At 66.8% G+C, this 14,707-nt stretch carries 15 protein-coding genes and 1 tRNA gene; 8 read left to right on the top strand and 8 right to left on the bottom strand.

Going from position 1 to position 14,707, the window contains the following annotated elements; all coding sequences use genetic code 11:
* Positions 1 to 3 precede the first annotated feature (3 nt).
* The 3 genes from ACAG25_RS04170 to ACAG25_RS04180 are packed head-to-tail and all read right to left on the bottom strand — an operon-like array spanning position 4 to position 2,092.
* Positions 4 to 594 (bottom strand): cytochrome c oxidase subunit 3, encoded by a 591-nt coding sequence (locus ACAG25_RS04170; RefSeq protein ID WP_370487036.1) that lies wholly within the window; start codon positions 592 to 594, stop codon positions 4 to 6.
* Entirely contained in the window at positions 591 to 1,361 is a 771-nt protein-coding gene (locus tag ACAG25_RS04175) for a hypothetical protein (protein WP_370487037.1), read from the bottom strand. Before ACAG25_RS04175 ends, ACAG25_RS04170 begins: the two co-directional genes overlap by 4 nt.
* Positions 1,358 to 2,092, bottom strand: coding sequence for a hypothetical protein (locus ACAG25_RS04180; RefSeq protein WP_370487038.1), 735 nt, complete (start codon positions 2,090 to 2,092; stop codon positions 1,358 to 1,360). The genes ACAG25_RS04175 and ACAG25_RS04180 overlap by 4 nt, the downstream gene beginning before the upstream one ends.
* A 119-nt stretch (positions 2,093 to 2,211) precedes the next feature.
* Between ACAG25_RS04180 and ACAG25_RS04185 the strand changes: the two genes are divergently transcribed.
* Genes ACAG25_RS04185 through ACAG25_RS04195 form a run of 3 tightly spaced genes read left to right on the top strand, consistent with a single transcriptional unit; the run spans position 2,212 to position 5,136 of the window.
* Entirely contained in the window at positions 2,212 to 2,871 is a 660-nt protein-coding gene (locus ACAG25_RS04185; RefSeq protein WP_370487039.1) for a TetR/AcrR family transcriptional regulator, read from the top strand.
* A 53-nt stretch (positions 2,872 to 2,924) separates the two neighbouring features.
* Entirely contained in the window at positions 2,925 to 3,839 is a 915-nt protein-coding gene (locus tag ACAG25_RS04190) for a ribonuclease Z (protein WP_370487040.1), read from the top strand.
* A 43-nt stretch (positions 3,840 to 3,882) separates the two neighbouring features.
* On the top strand, positions 3,883 to 5,136 hold the full coding sequence (locus tag ACAG25_RS04195; protein ID WP_370487041.1) for an HNH endonuclease signature motif containing protein: 1,254 nt from the start codon (positions 3,883 to 3,885) through the stop codon (positions 5,134 to 5,136).
* A 6-nt stretch (positions 5,137 to 5,142) separates the two neighbouring features.
* On the opposite strand, the gene ACAG25_RS04200 is transcribed toward ACAG25_RS04195, so the two are convergent.
* The 3 genes from ACAG25_RS04200 to ACAG25_RS04210 are packed head-to-tail and all read right to left on the bottom strand — an operon-like array spanning position 5,143 to position 9,082.
* Complete coding sequence (locus ACAG25_RS04200) at positions 5,143 to 6,429, bottom strand: alpha/beta fold hydrolase (protein ID WP_370487042.1); 1,287 nt, start codon at positions 6,427 to 6,429, stop codon at positions 5,143 to 5,145.
* A complete protein-coding gene (locus ACAG25_RS04205; RefSeq protein WP_370487043.1) occupies positions 6,426 to 7,481 on the bottom strand; it encodes a tartrate dehydrogenase in 1,056 nt (351 codons plus the stop codon). Before ACAG25_RS04205 ends, ACAG25_RS04200 begins: the two co-directional genes overlap by 4 nt.
* On the bottom strand, positions 7,478 to 9,082 hold the full coding sequence (locus ACAG25_RS04210; protein ID WP_370487044.1) for a DASS family sodium-coupled anion symporter: 1,605 nt from the start codon (positions 9,080 to 9,082) through the stop codon (positions 7,478 to 7,480). Before ACAG25_RS04210 ends, ACAG25_RS04205 begins: the two co-directional genes overlap by 4 nt.
* A 147-nt stretch (positions 9,083 to 9,229) precedes the next feature.
* Here ACAG25_RS04210 and ACAG25_RS04215 point away from each other — a divergent pair, with 147 nt between their 5' ends.
* Complete coding sequence (locus ACAG25_RS04215) at positions 9,230 to 9,670, top strand: pyridoxamine 5'-phosphate oxidase family protein (RefSeq protein ID WP_370487045.1); 441 nt, start codon at positions 9,230 to 9,232, stop codon at positions 9,668 to 9,670.
* Positions 9,671 to 9,703: 33 nt separating this feature from the next.
* Positions 9,704 to 10,054 carry a contact-dependent growth inhibition system immunity protein gene (locus ACAG25_RS04220; protein ID WP_370487046.1) on the top strand — a complete coding sequence of 117 codons (351 nt, stop codon included), beginning with the start codon at positions 9,704 to 9,706 and terminating at the stop codon, positions 10,052 to 10,054.
* A 130-nt stretch (positions 10,055 to 10,184) separates the two neighbouring features.
* Here the strand turns inward: ACAG25_RS04220 and ACAG25_RS04225 are convergent, their stop codons facing one another.
* Complete coding sequence (locus tag ACAG25_RS04225; protein WP_370487047.1) at positions 10,185 to 10,811, bottom strand: universal stress protein; 627 nt, start codon at positions 10,809 to 10,811, stop codon at positions 10,185 to 10,187.
* Positions 10,812 to 10,896: 85 nt separating this feature from the next.
* On the opposite strand from ACAG25_RS04225, the gene ACAG25_RS04230 reads away from it, so the two are divergent.
* A complete protein-coding gene (locus tag ACAG25_RS04230; protein WP_370487048.1) occupies positions 10,897 to 11,715 on the top strand; it encodes a mycofactocin-coupled SDR family oxidoreductase in 819 nt (272 codons plus the stop codon).
* Between the two features lie 33 nt (positions 11,716 to 11,748).
* Positions 11,749 to 12,840 (top strand): serine hydrolase domain-containing protein, encoded by a 1,092-nt coding sequence (locus ACAG25_RS04235; RefSeq protein ID WP_370487049.1) that lies wholly within the window; start codon positions 11,749 to 11,751, stop codon positions 12,838 to 12,840.
* A 114-nt stretch (positions 12,841 to 12,954) separates the two neighbouring features.
* Here ACAG25_RS04235 and ACAG25_RS04240 read toward each other — a convergent pair.
* Positions 12,955 to 13,037, bottom strand: a tRNA-Leu gene (locus ACAG25_RS04240).
* Positions 13,038 to 13,246: 209 nt separating this feature from the next.
* On the opposite strand from ACAG25_RS04240, the gene ACAG25_RS04245 reads away from it, so the two are divergent.
* On the top strand, positions 13,247 to 14,647 hold the full coding sequence (locus tag ACAG25_RS04245; RefSeq protein ID WP_370487050.1) for an FhaA domain-containing protein: 1,401 nt from the start codon (positions 13,247 to 13,249) through the stop codon (positions 14,645 to 14,647).
* Positions 14,648 to 14,707 lie beyond the last annotated feature (60 nt).

Consider the following 14,707-nt stretch of genomic DNA (forward strand, 5'->3'; position numbering starts at 1 on the left):
GCGTCACCTCATCAGGTAGAGCAGTGCGAACAGGACGATCCACAGCAGGTCGACCATGTGCCAGTAGGTGGCGCCGGTCTCGATCAACGACATGCGTGGTTGGCCGCTGCGGACGTTGCGGACGACGAAGTACAGGATGGCCAGACCCAGGAACACGTGGCACAGGTGCATCCCCGTCATCACGAAGTAGAACATGAAGAACAGGTTGGTTCCGGGCGTCAGGCCGGCGAGGACCTCCGGGATGTACTCGAACGCCTTGAGCACCGGGAACGCCGCGCCGCACAGCAGGGCCAGGGTCAACAGCCGGTAGGCGTCGGCGGTCTTTCCGGTGCGTGCCGCCCAGGTGCCCAGCGCGACGAACAGCGAACTGGTCAGCAGCACAACGGTGTTCACCGCGCCGATGTCGGTGTTCAGTTTGGCCTGGCTGTCCAGGAACATCTCGTGGTTCTGTCCGCGGTAGTACATGTAGACCACGAAGTAGAACGCGAAGATCAGCAGGTCCCCGATGACGAAGAACCACATGCTCGATTCGCCGGGCAGGTGCGCGCGCGTCTTTCCGGGCGCGGGGGCGACGGTGACGGGCGCGGACGTCATGCGGCCGCCTTGTGCAGGTGGATGTTGTCGAGTTCCTCTTCCGGCTGGTTCTTGATCGCCCGGAAGATGCACAGGTAGACGATGATCTGCCACGGCACGTACAGCGCCATCGCGAACCAGAACGTCATCAGCCCGTTCCAGGCGAACGGACCGGACTTGGCAATCCACACCGGGGCGGCCATCAACTCGGTCACGTACTGCCAGACCGTGTAGTAGCCAAGCCATTTGGGGAGGATGTCGTTCTTGTCGAGGATGATCGCCAGCCCGAACGCCAGCCACATGATGCAGAAGCAGCCCAGCGACCCGATGAACGCGAGGTAGCCGAAGTCGTAGAGCATCGCGTAGATCGCCGGGTCGTAGCCGGGCCGGAACGCGCCCAACCCGAAGCAGAACATCGCGAAGAGCATCCCGACGATGGTGCCGGTCGTCGCACCGGCCATCAGGCAGAACCGCAGCACGGGGCTGACCGACATGCGCCGAATCTGGTTCAGGTAGCACGCATTCGACACCGGGGCCATGCCGAACGCCAGGATCAGGATGACGCAGGCCACGAGCAGGTTCGGCGACTGCATGAACTCGACCATCTCGGCCTGGGACGCGCTCGGTGAGCGCGGCGGCATCATCCAGCTGAGCGGGATGAACACCAGACCGAACAGGCTGAAGAACACCGGGACGATCCAGAACGCGATCCACTGGTCGAGCTTCTTGTTGTCGCGCCAGCGCCTCTTCGGTGACGGCTGCGCGGGAGGCGCCTCGCTCAGCGTCATACCAGGGCCTCCTGCTCCTGGGCCTGACGGTTCACCACGCCCACCAGCACCACGAACATCACCACGATGTAGACGGCGAACACCCCGAGGCGCAGGGTGAACGACAGTGCGCCGTCCCAGGCCAGCGGGCCGGTCTTGTGCAGCAGCGAGAAGGCGCTGGGGATCAGCAGCACGGCGGTCACGATGTTGAAGTGGGCCACCCAGCGCGGGAAGATCGGGTCCGGCCGGGCGTCGAGGTAGATGCTGATGGCCAGGCAGAAGTTCTGCACCATGATCGTGCCGACCGGTGCGATGAAGAAGAACCACGCCATGTCGTTGAGCAGGCTGATCAGCTGCGGGTCACGCTCGGGCCGGAAAGCGGCTATGCCCCAGCAATAGTCGGCGAGGATGAACGCGGTCAGGCCCACCCCGACGCACAGCATGTAGGCGTAGGTGAAGACGTTGCTCGACGTGCCGATCCGCGAGATCTGCACCGCGGTCACCGCGAACAACGGGACCAGTGAACACGCGATCAGGTTGCACAGGATCGCGACGCCGATGATGCCGGTGGTGTTGTTGCCGAAGAACGTCGCGACTTCCTCGGGTGTCAGTGTCGGCGACATCGGCGGCTGGAACGGGGGGAACAGGAAGTAGGCGAGCAGGAACAGTCCGGCCGCCGGCGGGACCGTCCACAACAGGATGCGCTGGCCCCTGGTGTTCATCGCCGAAGTCGTCCCCGTTGTGGTCGTCATCGTGGGTTCTGCCTATCTGGGTCGGCGGGCGGTGTCGTGACAGGTGTAGCACGTTCGCTGACAGATGACAATGAAAACTTGGGGCTTGCGCTGACCAACTCGTGTTCCGTCGGCGTCTCATGATCATTTTGTCCGACAGGTGTCAGCGAAAGGGCGCGGTGCGGCATGATGGGCTCGTGGCCGAGACTGCGACCCGGCGCGATGTCCAGCGCCAACTGACCCGTGAGCGCCTCCTCGACGCCGCGGTCGTGGAGTTCCAGCGCTCCGGTACGCACGCCGCCGACATCAACGCGATCGTGAAAGCTGCCGGCGTCGCGCGCAGCACCTTCTACTTCCACTTCCCCACCAAAGAGCATGTGCTGCTGGAGTTGATCCGGCGCGACGAGGTGCAGGTCGCCAATGAGCTCGGCCGGTTCCTGGACACGCCGCACGACCTTCCGTCGGTGTTGACGACGATCGTGCAGCTCGTCCTGGATCTGGAAAGCCGTTGGGGGTCCGGTCTTTTCCACGATGTGATCGGTCTGTACTTCTCGCCGGCACATCCGGAGCGCAAGCAGTGGGCCAATCATCCCCTGTTCGTGCTGTTGGCCGCCGAGATCGAGCGTGCCCGTATCCGCGGCGAGCTCTACGACGACGTCGACGTCTACCACAGCGCGGCGTTCTTCCTGCTCGGCGTCTACGCCCTGCTGACCACCGTCGGGGATTCCCGCAACGAGCGCGATGTGGCACTCAAGAAGTTCGTGACCAGCACGCTGCGCAGCCTGCAACCGGTGCGGTAGCCGCGTGCCGGCGTCAGCAGAAGGCGGGGTCGTGAGCATGCCGGGCGGGGCATGTGTCGAACCGTGAACTGATCGTTCTGGGCACCGCAAGCCAGGTGCCCACCCGCTACCGCAACCACAACGGATACCTATTGCGTTGGGACAACGAGGGTTTCCTGTTCGACCCCGGTGAGGGCACCCAGCGGCAGCTCCTGCTGGCGGGTGTTCCGGCCAGCTCCGTGACGCGACTGTGTCTGACCCATTTCCACGGCGACCACTGCCTGGGAGTGCCCGGCATCGTGCAGCGGTTGTCGCTGGACCAGGTGGCCCACACCGTGCGCGCGCACTACCCGGTGGCCGGCCAGGAGTACTTCACGAGACTGCGTCATGCGAGCGTGTTCCACGACCGGCTGGATCTGCGCGAGGAACCGGTCACCGGCGACGGCTCGGTCGCCCAGGGCGCGTTCGGAGTCCTGGAGGCGCGCCGGTTGGACCACACGGTCGAGGCGATCGGCTACCGGCTCGTCGAGCCGGACGGCCACCGGTTCGTACCCGAACTGCTGGCCCGGCACGGCCTTGCCGGACCGGCCGTCGGAGAGCTGCAGCGGACCGGCTCGGTCGCGGTGGACGGCCGGCAGGTCCGGCTGGCGGACGTCAGCGAGCCCCGACGCGGACAGCGGTTCGCCTTCGTCATGGACACCCGACTGTGCGATGCGGTGTACGAGTTGGCCGACGGTGTCGACATGTTGGTGATCGAGTCGACGTTCCTGTCCGAGGACGCCGAACTCGCCTCCCGCTACGGCCATCTGACCGCACGCCAGGCCGGCGAAGTCGCAGCGGCGTGCGCGGTTCGACGGCTTGTACTCACTCACTTCTCGCAGCGATACCCGGACGCGACCCGCTTCCGCGACGACGCGGCAGAGGTCTTCGACGGCGACCTCGTCGTGGCCGAGGACCTCATGCGCGTTCCGGTGCCCGCGCGACGGTGATCGCCGGCGCCGATTTGTCGGTGCCTGCTGCTTTACTGGGATCATGTCCACGGCCACAGACGATTTCGTCGAGGAGTACTCTCCTGCCGACCGTCTGGACGAGTTGTTCGACGAGATCGCCGAGCTGACTGGGCAGCGCAACGCCATCGATGGGCGTCTGGTCGAGATCGCCGCCGAACTCGACTCCCGGAAGTTGTGGGGTATGACCGGTACCCGCTCACTGTCGGCGACCCTGGCCTGGAAAACCGGGTGCTCGCCGCGCAACGCCGACACACTCGCCGCGATCGCCCAACGCATCGACGAGTTCCCGCGCTGTGTGGCCGGCCTGCGGGAAGGACGCCTGTCGGCCGATCAGGTCGGCATCATCGCCGAACGCGCCGGGCAGGGATCTGACGACCACTACGCCGAGTTGGCCGCGGTGGCCACGGTCAGCCAGCTGCGCACCGCGATCAAACTCGAACCACGGCCGAATCCCGAACGCCGTCACCGTGAACCGTCGATCACCAAGCACACCGATGACGAGTTCACCACCTGGCGCATCACCCTGCCGAACATCGAGTCCGCGAAGTTCGAAGCCGGTCTGAAGTCGGACCACGACGGCCTGATCAACGACTGGAAACACGACCACGACGCCGACTCTGACGACGAGCCCGCAGACGGGGACCGTCCGCCGATGCCCACCCGAGTCGATGCGTTCCTGGCACTGGTCGAGGCCGGCTGGGACGCCGACGCGACCCGCCGTCCACACGGCCAACACACCACCGTGGTGGTCCACCTCGACATCAAAGACAAGATCGCGTCCCTGCACCTGGGACCGGTCCTGTCTTCGGCTGATCGACGGTATGTGACCTGCGATGCCACCTGCGAGGTGTGGTTCGAACGCAACGGCCGACCTATCGGCGCCGGGCGCAACACCCGCACCATCGGCCGTCGCCTGCGCCGCGCGCTCGAGCACCGCCACCCCACCTGCGCGGTCCCGGGTTGCGGGGCCACCCGCGGTCTGCACGCCCACCACATCCGCCACTGGGAAGACGGCGGGGAAACCGAACTGAACAACCTGGTGCTGGTCTGCCCGCACCACCACCGCATGCACCACCGCGGCGAGATCACCATCACCGGCCCCGCCGACCGACTAGTCGTCACCGATGCCGACGGCGACCCCATCGCCCCCGGCTCCCTGGCACGACCACCCACCGGACCTCCACCGAACGTCCCACCTTGTCGCGGCCCACTCGGAGAACGCGCCCAATGGTGGTGGTACGACCCCTTCGAACCCCAACCACCACAGTCGAATTAGCCATCCTCACGGATGGCAGGGCTGATTTGTGGGCGTGGCCGGTAGCGGTAGTGGTTCGTCGAGGACGAAGTTCTCGAGCAGTTCGGCATACAGCCGAGGCCGGTCGAGTTCGGGTGCATGCCCGGCGCCCGGAATGCACACCAGGGTGGTCTGCGGCAACGTGGCGGCGTAGTCGGCCGTGGCTTCCCACGGGATGTAGTTGCATTCACCGGTGATCACCAAAACAGGCACATCGGTAGAACGAAGTTGTTGCGCCACAGAGGATTGCGCCCCGGAGGATGCGTCGCGGACCGTGAACACGTTGGTGTACAACCCATTGCCAACCGCCTGAGCTTCCGGGAGAGAAGCCGGATCGCAGACGGTGGCCGGCCGGACGATGCTCAGGAACGTGTCGAAGAAGGCGTCGGCCTCGGAGTCCGGGACGAGCCGGTGAGCTGCGACCGGATTGACGTGCCCCAGCCCGTACCAGGCCAGGAAGCGGGTGTTGCCGGGCAGCATGTCTCGGGCCTGCCGTCGCGGGCGCTCGGGCAAATGCTGCGTGATGTCACCGGCCTCCGGGTGACGCGCGTAGTCCATCGGTGCCGGCGATGTCAGGATCGCTCTCGCGATACGGTCGGGGTGCTCGGCGAGGTACGAAGCGCTCAGACTTGCACCCCACGACGCACCGACCAGGATCACCTGCTCGGCGCCGATCTGCTCACGGGTGGCGTCCAGATCGGCGACGTGCCGCGCGACGGTGTAGCCGGCCGCATCGTTCAGCCGGGCAGAAAGCCCGGCGCCGAGCTGGTCGTAGAGGTAGACGTCGAAACCCGCACGGGTCAACGGTTCAAAAGGCGCCGCCTTGCCGGAATCACCGACGACCGCTTCCCCCGGCCCACCGCCCACGACGAGCACCGGTGTCGCGCGGGCCGGACCATCCGCGGGCAGGTGCCGATACGCAAGGCGGGATCCCGTGGGCAACAACCAGAATCGCACCTGCTCGGGTTCCACGGTGGCCACCGTCGACGGCGGAGTACTCGGCAGCGGACGGAACACCAGGTGGGCACCCGCGGCCGCGAAGACGACCGCGCTGAACACTGCCGTGATCGCAGCGACTCCGCACCGGTGCGACACGCCTCGCGCCGCGAGCCAGGCACTCCCGCCCGACGTCAACGTCACTACGGCGAGCGCCACGAACACAAACAGCGGAATCGACGACACCCAGCGAGCAGCCACCCCGACAGCGACGACGCCGAGGATCCAGCCGACCGCGACGGCCAGCACCGTCGCCGTGGCACGCGCCCACCGGGTCACCGGCTCAGCGTATCCACCATCGCCTGGGTGACCTGGGCCGTCGATGCGGTACCGCCCAGATCACCGGTGCGGGTGTCGGGATTGGCCAGCGTCTGTTCCATCGCCGCGAGGATGTCGTCGGACGCGTCGGCTTGGCCGAGGTGGTCGAGCATCATCGCCGCCGACCAGATGGCACCGACCGGGTTGGCGATACCTCGACCGGCGATGTCCGGCGCCGAGCCGTGTACCGGTTCGAACATCGACGGATACTGCTTGGTCGGGTCCAGGTTCGCGGACGGCGCGATGCCGATCGACCCGGCGACCCCCGCGGCCAGGTCGGACAGGATGTCGCCGAACAGGTTCGACGCGACCACCACGTCGAAGCGCCCGGGCTGCAACACGAATTTCGCGGCCAGTGCGTCGATGTGTTCGCTGTCGAGGCGGACATCGGGATAGTGCTGGGCCCGTTCGGCGACCACTTCGTCCCAGAAGGGCAGGGTGTGCACGATGCCGTTGGACTTGGTTGCCGACGTGACGTAGCCGCGGCGTTTCCGCGCCAGCTCGAAGGCGAAGTCGGCGATGCGGCTGACGCCGACGCGGGTGAACACCGACTCCTGGACGGCCATTTCGTCCGGGAAGCCGCGGTTGAGCCGACCGCCGATCTCGCTGTACTCGCCTTCGACGTTCTCGCGCACCACCACGAAGTCCACACCGTGGGCGTCCCGCAGCGGGCTGCGCACGCCGTCGAACACCCGGATGGGCCGCATGTTGACGTACTGGCGGAACGCGCGCCGGATCGGGATGAGCAGCCCCCACAGCGAGACGTGGTCGGGTACGCCGGGCCAGCCGACCGCACCGAGGAATATCGCATCGAACTCGCCCAGGGTGTCGAGCCCGTCCGGCGGCATCATGGTGCCTTCGCGGGCGTAGCGTTCGCATGACCAGTCGAAATCGGTGTAGTTCAAGGCGAACCCGTGCTTCGCGGACACGGTGTCGAGGACGGTGCGTGCGGAGTCGGTGACGTCAACGCCGATTCCGTCGCCGGGGATGACGGCGATGCGATGTGTTGTCATGCGCCCAATCCCAGCACAGCGACCATCAGGGGCAGCAGGGCCACGATCAGGATCGCACCGGCGATGTCGAACGTGATGCCGGAGCGGATCATCGTCGTGATCGGTACCGCACCGGACCCGTAGACGATGGCATTCTGCGGTGTCGACACCGGCAGCATGAAGCCGAAGGACGCGGCGAATGTCGCGGCCAGCGCGGGGATGAACGGGTTGATGCCGGCGGCGACCGCCACCGGGATGATGATCGGCACGACGACCGCGGCCGAGGCGGTGTTGCTCGTGGTCTCGGAGACCACGATCGCCAGCAGCACCGCGAAGACCGTGATCGCCACGACGCTGCCCAGGCCGAGCGCGTCGGCCACGTTGGTGCCGATCGTCTCGGCGAGGCCGGTGTCGGCCAACAACGACCCGAAGATGATGCCGGTCCCGAACAGGACGATGGTGCCCCAGTCGATGGCAGCGGCGTCCTTCCACCGCAGCGTGAACTCGCGGGTCTTCCAGTCGGTCGGCAGCAGGAACAACAAGGACGCACCGAACACGGCGACAGCGCCTTCGTCGAGCCGGTCGCTGACAGTTTCGTAGATGGCGGATTCGTTGCCGAAAATCAACGCGAAGATGCCCGGCAAGATCCACAGGGTGACCGTGGTTCCGAACGCGATCAGCGTGTTCTTCTCGGCGCGCGACAGTTTGCCCATCTCGGCGCGCTGCTCTTCGACGTACTCGGTGACGCCGTCGATGTGCTTGATCTCCGGCCGGTTGAGTCGGATGAGCACGAAGGCGAGGACGATGAACATCAGCAGGCAGATCGGCACGGCCAGGACCACCCACTGACCGAAGGTGATGGTTTCGCCGGTGGCCTCTTCGATCAGGCCGCGGCCGATCAGGTTCGGGGGGCTGCCCACCGGGGTGAGCAGGCCGCCGACGCTGGCCGCGTAGGCCAGCATCAGCATGATCGCCGCACCCACCTTCAGGCGCAGCGGATCGAAATCGTCTTCGACTTTGCCTTGCACTTGAAGCAGTTTCGCGACCACGCCGATGATGCCGATGGCCGTCGGCAGCAGCATGGCCACCGTCGCGGTGTTGGATACGAACGCCGAGAGCACCGCGGTGATGAAGCCGAACGCGACGATCACGCCCGTCGTCGATTGACCGACCCGCGGTAACGCCAGGATCCGGAACGCGAACCGTCGCGCCAAGCCGTGCTTGAGCATCGCCTGGGCGAGGATGAACGCCCCGATGAACGTGAAGACCGTCGAGGAGCCGAACGGGGCGAGGACCTCGTCGACCGGGGCGACCCCGAAGAAGACGATGATCGCGACGCCGAACAGGCCGCCGATCGGGATCGGCACCGCCTCGGTGACCCACAGGACGATCACGCCGAGCAGCACCGCGGCCAACGTCTGCTGCTGCGACGGGATGTCCAGGGGGATGAGCAGGAAGATGACCGCGATGGCGGGTGCCAGGAACAGGCCGGTGGTGCGCCGGCCCTTCTCGAACCGTTCTTCGCGCGGGCTCAGCTTCTGCTCACCCAGGCTGCGGTAGGTCGCACCGCCCAGCAGCGCTTGGTCGACGTCGGTCTTCTGCACCGGGTGCTCAGCAGTCACGGTTCCTCCCAGCTCTGCGTCCGTCTCTACCGGTGGCGTACCTCACATTGCGCGCGTGGTGGGTGCCCGCTGCCTGCGAAAACTAATCACGGCGGGCTGGCCGGTCTGCGACGGAATCGTCTCGGCGGTGCGGTGTTGTATCGGGTTATGACCGATTCAGAGTTGCGTTCGAGTGCGCAGTTGACCGCCCAGGATCTCGAGTTGCTCCGCCGGCCGCTGCACGGGTTCTTCACTGTCGCTGCCGGAGCGACCCCGCCCCAACCGCGACCGGTGTGGTTCGAGGTGACCGACGAGGGCACCGTCCAATTGTTCACCGCGCCCGACAGCCCCAAGGTGCGGCAGCTCGACCGCGACAGCCGTGCGTCGCTGGTCGTCGCGGCACCCGTGGGCGAGCGCGAGCACTGGGTGTCGGTCGCCGGTCCCGTCACCGTCGAAACCGAAGGAGCGTGCGAGCTGCTGGACCGACTCGCCGCGCGCTACTGGGATCTCGACGACCCGGTCCGCGCCGGAGAACTCGAATTCATGCGGACCGCAGACTGGGTGCGCGTCGTGATCACCCCCGAGAAGGTCAGCCGCTACGCGATGTGAGAGGGCGCAACCGGTCCTACACTCGTGACCACCATGAATGACGGTTCGCTCTCTTGGGAGTTGTCGCAGTTCCTCGGCGCATACTTCCATCAAGATTGGGATCTGGAAGCCGACAGCTGGGAGGGTCTCGTCGATATCTACGTCGATGACCACCCAGTCGTCGACCAACTACGGACCCTCGCCGACGAACTCGATGAAGTCCGTGACAGCCGCCCAGAGCAGCCCCTGCAGCACTTCTTCATCCGCACCGTCGGCGTCGACTACAACCCTGAGCCTGTGCCATACAAAGAGTGGCTCGGCCAGATTTCCGATCGCCTCCGCCGGCACGCCGACGGCATCGAGAAGAGCCGAGCGAGCGGCCACTCCGGAACCCACGCAAAATGACGGCCGCCCAGCCTCCGTCGCGAGACGACCGAATCGCTCAGATATACGACGTAATTGACGCCGCCTGAGCGGGATTCAGGAGCCCGTTAGCACGGTACGCTCGCGTCAGCCCAGTGCCAGCGCGGCCTAATTACCGCTCGTCACCTAGCGCTGTGTGCCGGTCGACGATAAGCACCGGCACTGGCGCGCGCTCGAGCAGCGCGGAGGACACGCTGCCGAGCAGCCGCCTGGTCAGTCCGCGGCCCCGGCGTCCCACCACGAGGACATCGGCGTCGACCTGTCGAGCCAACTCGGCCAATGCTTCTGCCGGTGCGCCGACGAGAACCTCTTGACCCGCAGCCGCGTGCGGCATCGTGTTGACGGCGGCGATCAGTCTGTCCCGCGCGGCGCTCACCGCCGTCTGCCGGGGGTCCTCCCCTGCTTCGTACGAAACCACCTCGGCCAGAATGAGTTCGGCTGTGCCGCCGAATAATTGCTGCGCGGCGTTGAGGGCCGCCTGGGCCTGTTCGGACCCGTCCATCCCGACGACGACGCGTGGCGCCCCCGTCCGCGGCTGTGCGCCATGATCCGGAGCGGTGCGGCGTGGACCGCTGCGCTCGACGCGCTCCCACGCGATCGGCACGAAGATCGGTCCCAGCATCATGGCGATGGCAATCCACCACAGAGAGTGGCCGCGACGGACCAGCCACAGCCCGGTGACCAGTCCGGTGAACAACCACACCGCGGCGACCGCCACCACCAAACTGAGAGTGTCCATACACAACACCGTGCCACCGCGGCGGCGATGATCTCCACCGGGCTCGCGGGTCTATCCTCCGACGGATCGAGCGAAAGGGCGCTTCATGGCAACGCTGCACGGACGAACGGCACTGATCACCGGTGGCGCACGCGGGCAGGGCCGCGCCCACGCGACCACGCTGGCACGCGCCGGTGCCGACATCGTGGTGTGTGACATCGCCGGTCCGGTCGAGACCGTCGATTACCGGCCCGCGACTTTGAAGGATCTGCAGCAGACGGTCGCCGAGGTGGAGGCGCTCGGCAGGCGCTGTCTCGCGCTGACGGCGGATGTCCGGGACCTCACGGCGATGCAGCGTGTGGTCGAGGCCGCGCTCGGGGAGTTCGAGGCGATCGACATCGTGATCGCCAATGCCGGGATCGCCACCGGCGGTTCGGTTTCCGCGATGTCGGAGCAGTGCTGGCGCACCATGATCGACGTCAATCTCACCGGGGTGTTCAACACATTCCGGGCTGTGCTGCCGCACATGATCTCTCGTCGCCGCGGACGTCTTGTCGCGATCTCCTCGATCGTCGCCGAAACCGGTGCTGCCACCGCAGCGAACTATGCCGCCGCCAAGGCCGGCGTTGTCGCGCTGGTGAAATCGCTGGCGCACGAGATCGCCGAGCACGGCCTGACGGTCAACGCCGTGCTACCCACCGGCGTGAACACCGAGATGATCCACAACCCCGGCACCTACCGCGTGATCCGCCCGGATCTGGAGAATCCGACCCGCGCCGACGTGGAAGAGGTTTTCGCACAAGGCCGTCCGCGGCCCGGGCTGCTCGACCCCGAGGACGTCGCCAATGCGGTGCTTTATCTGGTTTCCGATGCGGGCCGGGTCAAATCCGGTGAGTCACTGACGCTGGCGAACGGGATGGACTGAGTCCGGCCCGACGTGGCCACTACCGTCAGGTAGGTGCGCCTCGTCGTCACCGCCTCTGCGGTCGCCCTGTTCGCCCTGATGACACCTGCGGCCTCTGCCGTGCCGCCCGCTATCGACCAGGCGCTCACGCGCGAAGTTACCGCCGCCGACCTGCCCGGGGGTGCCGCGGTCGTACGCGCCGGCACCGCACTCACGCGATACGCAGCGGGGTACGCCGACGTCGACACGCGGTCCGCCTTCGGGCCGGACACCCACATACGCGCCGCCAGTATCACCAAACCGTTCGTCGCGGCCACTCTCCTGCAGTTGGTCGCCGAAGGCCGACTCGACCTCGACGCCCCGATCGAGAGGTACCTACCCGCACGCATCCGTGGCGACGGGTTCACCGGTGAGAACGTCACCGTGCGCCAACTCCTGCGCCACCAGAGCGGTCTGCCCGAGTACGCCGATCCGACCACCCCCGTGCCGACCGGCCCGGTGACCGCCGATCAGCTACTCGAGAGGGCGCTGGCCAGGCCCGCGCAGTTTTCGGCCGGGACGGCGCTGGCGTACACCAACACCAACTATGTGATTGCCGGGCTGCTGATCGAGGCCGTCACCGGCTCACCCGCCGCCGACGAGATCACCCGACGGATCATCGACCCACTTGGCTTGCGCAACACCTACTTTCCCGCGCCTGGCGACACCGGCCTGCGCAGCCCGTTCGCCCGTGGCTACGAACTCGTCGACCGCGAACGCACCGACGTGACCGCGTTCAACGCCTCGGCCGCCGGGATGAGCGGTGCACTGGTGTCGACCAACGAGGACATGTCGGCGTTCATCACCGCACTACTGGACGGCCACGTCGTCCCGCCGACGCAACTGCGCGAGATGATGGACACCGTCCCCCAGTCTCCCAGCGACCCGTCGATGCGCTACGGGCTGGGCCTCGCAAGCATCGCGCTCAGCTGCGGGGTGACGGTGTGGGGCCACGGCGGCGATCTTCCCGGCTACCACAGCCTGGTGGTGAAACCGGTTTCCGGCCCCGCCCTCTCGATCACCGTCACCCAGGAGGCGGCGTCCAAACCCACCCTGGAAACACCCGTCATGCGGGTCGCCGACGCGCTCTATTGCCCGGCGGGCTGAGCCCGGTCTGCGGCCAAAGAACCACTCCTCAGGCATCGCACAAAACCACAAAGGTCACGAACCAGATCTGGTTCGTGACCTCATGCGTCGCAGTTCGAGAGAACCGCTCAAGTGTGGGCGAAGGGGGACTTGAACCCCCACGTCCCGAAGGACACTGGCACCTGAAGCCAGCGCGTCTGCCATTCCGCCACTCGCCCGTACGACCGAGGGAGCCTATCACGGTCCCTGGTGAACTCCCCAACCGTATCGGGACGCCCCACGATCCGCCAAAACGACCGCCTGAGCTGCGGCGATCCGATTCTCAGAGTTCCGGAGGTCCCGCTTTGACGGCCCAGCCCACTACCATGCAGACAGCACAGCCACCAGGCGACACGCTGGTGACCACCGTAGAAGGGGGATTGCGACGATGGGACTTGTCGGCCGGTTCGAGCGCAGGCTCGAGGATTCGGTCGGCAATGCGTTCGCCCGGGTCTTCGGCGGATCGATCGTTCCGCAGGAGGTAGAGGCCCTTTTGCGCCGGGAAGCCGAGACCGGCACCCGGGAAATTCCCGGTGGCCACATTTTGGCACCGAACGACTACGTCATTACCCTCAGTGTGCCTGACTATCACAAGGTGAGTGCCGATCCGGACATCACCTCGACCACGTTCGCCAAGCATCTGGAGGGATACATCCATGAGCAGGGATGGCAAACGTATGGTGATGTGGTCGTCAGATTCGAGCAGTCACCCAACCTGCACACCGGACAGTTTCGCGCGCGTGGCGCGGTCAATCCTGACTCCACCACGGATCAACCGGCCCGACCGCTTCGAGAAGGCTCGTCCCCCGCAGAACCAGGAGTACCACCGATGACCGACAACCCGAGCTACCGCGGCGGCCCCGGACAGGGTCAACCCGCCGACGAGTACTACGACGAGCGCTACAACCGTCCGGATGACCGCGGCTACCCGCCGCCCCCGGCCGACCAGGGCGGCTATCCCCCGCAGGGCGACCAGGGCGGATACCCCCCGCGCGGCGGCTACCCCGATCAAGGTGGCTACCCGGACCAGGGCGGCTACCCCGACCAGGGCGGCTATCCGGATCAGGGCGGCTACCGCCCGCAGGCCTACGAGCAGCGTCCCCCGGCCGGCTACGGCCCGCCCCAGGGCGGCGGCTACCCGGACCAGGGCTACCGGCCCGGTCCCGGCGGATACGGTCCTCCCCCCGGCGGCGGCCAGCACGGCTACGGCGGCCCGACCGGCGACTATGACTACGGTCGCCCGCCCGGACGTCCCGACGACGGCTACGGCCCGCCGCCCGGACCACCGGCGCGCCCGTCCTACCCGGACCAGGGCGGATACCCGGATCAGGGTGGCTACGGCCGCCAGGATTACCGGCAGGACTACGGACAGCCCGACTACGGCCGCTACGACCAGCCCGCCGGCGGCTACGCCGATCAGGGTTACGGCGACCAGGGCTACGGTGCCGGCGGTTACGGCGGCGGTGGCTACAGCGCAGGCCAGGGCGAATACCCGAGCGCGGGCGCCACGGTCACGCTGCAGCTCGACGACGGCAGCGGCCGCACCTACCAACTGCGCGAAGGCACCAACGTCATCGGCCGTGGCCAGGACGCCCAGTTCCGGTTGCCCGACACGGGTGTGTCACGTCGGCATCTCGAAATCCGCTGGGACGGGCAGGTCGCGCTATTGTCAGACCTCAACTCCACCAACGGCACCACGGTGAACAACGCTCCGGTCCAGGAGTGGCAGCTGGCAGACGGCGACGTCATCCGGTTGGGCCATTCCGAGATCATCGTCCGCGTTCACTGAGCACGTCGGGCCGCTGCGGAGACAGTCGTGCCGGTCGACCCCACCCAGGTGTCGGTGCCG

It is taken from the genome of Mycobacterium sp. pV006 (genome assembly GCF_041287115.1).
Classification (GTDB): Bacteria; Actinomycetota; Actinomycetes; order Mycobacteriales; family Mycobacteriaceae; genus Mycobacterium.

Excerpts from the sequence above, each read along its gene's own strand:
- ACAG25_RS04170 (WP_370487036.1), bottom strand. The coding sequence starts at position 594 with ATGACGTCCGCGCCCGTCACCGTCGCCCCCGCGCCCGGAAAGACGCGC.
- ACAG25_RS04175 (WP_370487037.1), bottom strand. The coding sequence starts at position 1,361 with ATGACGCTGAGCGAGGCGCCTCCCGCGCAGCCGTCACCGAAGAGGCGC.
- ACAG25_RS04180 (WP_370487038.1), bottom strand. The coding sequence starts at position 2,092 with ATGACGACCACAACGGGGACGACTTCGGCGATGAACACCAGGGGCCAG.
- ACAG25_RS04185 (WP_370487039.1), top strand. The coding sequence starts at position 2,212 with ATGATCATTTTGTCCGACAGGTGTCAGCGAAAGGGCGCGGTGCGGCAT.
- ACAG25_RS04195 (WP_370487041.1), top strand. The coding sequence starts at position 3,883 with ATGTCCACGGCCACAGACGATTTCGTCGAGGAGTACTCTCCTGCCGAC.
- ACAG25_RS04205 (WP_370487043.1), bottom strand. The coding sequence starts at position 7,481 with ATGACAACACATCGCATCGCCGTCATCCCCGGCGACGGAATCGGCGTT.
- ACAG25_RS04215 (WP_370487045.1), top strand. The coding sequence starts at position 9,230 with ATGACCGATTCAGAGTTGCGTTCGAGTGCGCAGTTGACCGCCCAGGAT.
- ACAG25_RS04220 (WP_370487046.1), top strand. The coding sequence starts at position 9,704 with ATGAATGACGGTTCGCTCTCTTGGGAGTTGTCGCAGTTCCTCGGCGCA.
- ACAG25_RS04225 (WP_370487047.1), bottom strand. The coding sequence starts at position 10,811 with ATGGACACTCTCAGTTTGGTGGTGGCGGTCGCCGCGGTGTGGTTGTTC.
- ACAG25_RS04230 (WP_370487048.1), top strand. The coding sequence starts at position 10,897 with ATGGCAACGCTGCACGGACGAACGGCACTGATCACCGGTGGCGCACGC.
- ACAG25_RS04245 (WP_370487050.1), top strand. The coding sequence starts at position 13,247 with ATGGGACTTGTCGGCCGGTTCGAGCGCAGGCTCGAGGATTCGGTCGGC.